Origin of the sequence: Olleya sp. Ti.3.14, from assembly GCF_038154885.1 — a bacterium.
Lineage (GTDB): Bacteria > Bacteroidota > Bacteroidia > Flavobacteriales > Flavobacteriaceae > Olleya.
This window is the reverse complement of record NZ_JBAKAO010000104.1, coordinates 1-255: the sequence shown is the minus strand read 5'-3', so window position 1 is coordinate 255 and position 255 is coordinate 1. Positions and strand designations below refer to the sequence as shown.

At 40.8% G+C, this 255-nt stretch carries 1 pseudogene; it reads left to right on the top strand.

Features of this window, described 5'->3' with window-relative positions:
* Positions 1-255, top strand: a pseudogene (locus tag V6251_RS15470) (T9SS type B sorting domain-containing protein); the annotation flags it as partial.

Sequence of the window (255 nt, the reverse complement as noted above, 5' to 3'; positions counted from 1 at the left end):
TAGTAACAGATGCAGTTACCGGATGTACTAATGACGACTCTGCAACGGTAGAAGAAAGTGAGCCACCAGTAATCACAGCAGAAGTAACCACAGCAGCCTTTGCAGAAGTACATAACATATCAGTAACAGCAACAGGAAGTGGTGTTTCAATCTTCGAGTTTAGTATAGACGATGGACCATGGGAAACAAATACACCAAATGATGGTATGTATATGTTTACAGACGTAGGAGCAGGAGAGCATATAATAACAGTAA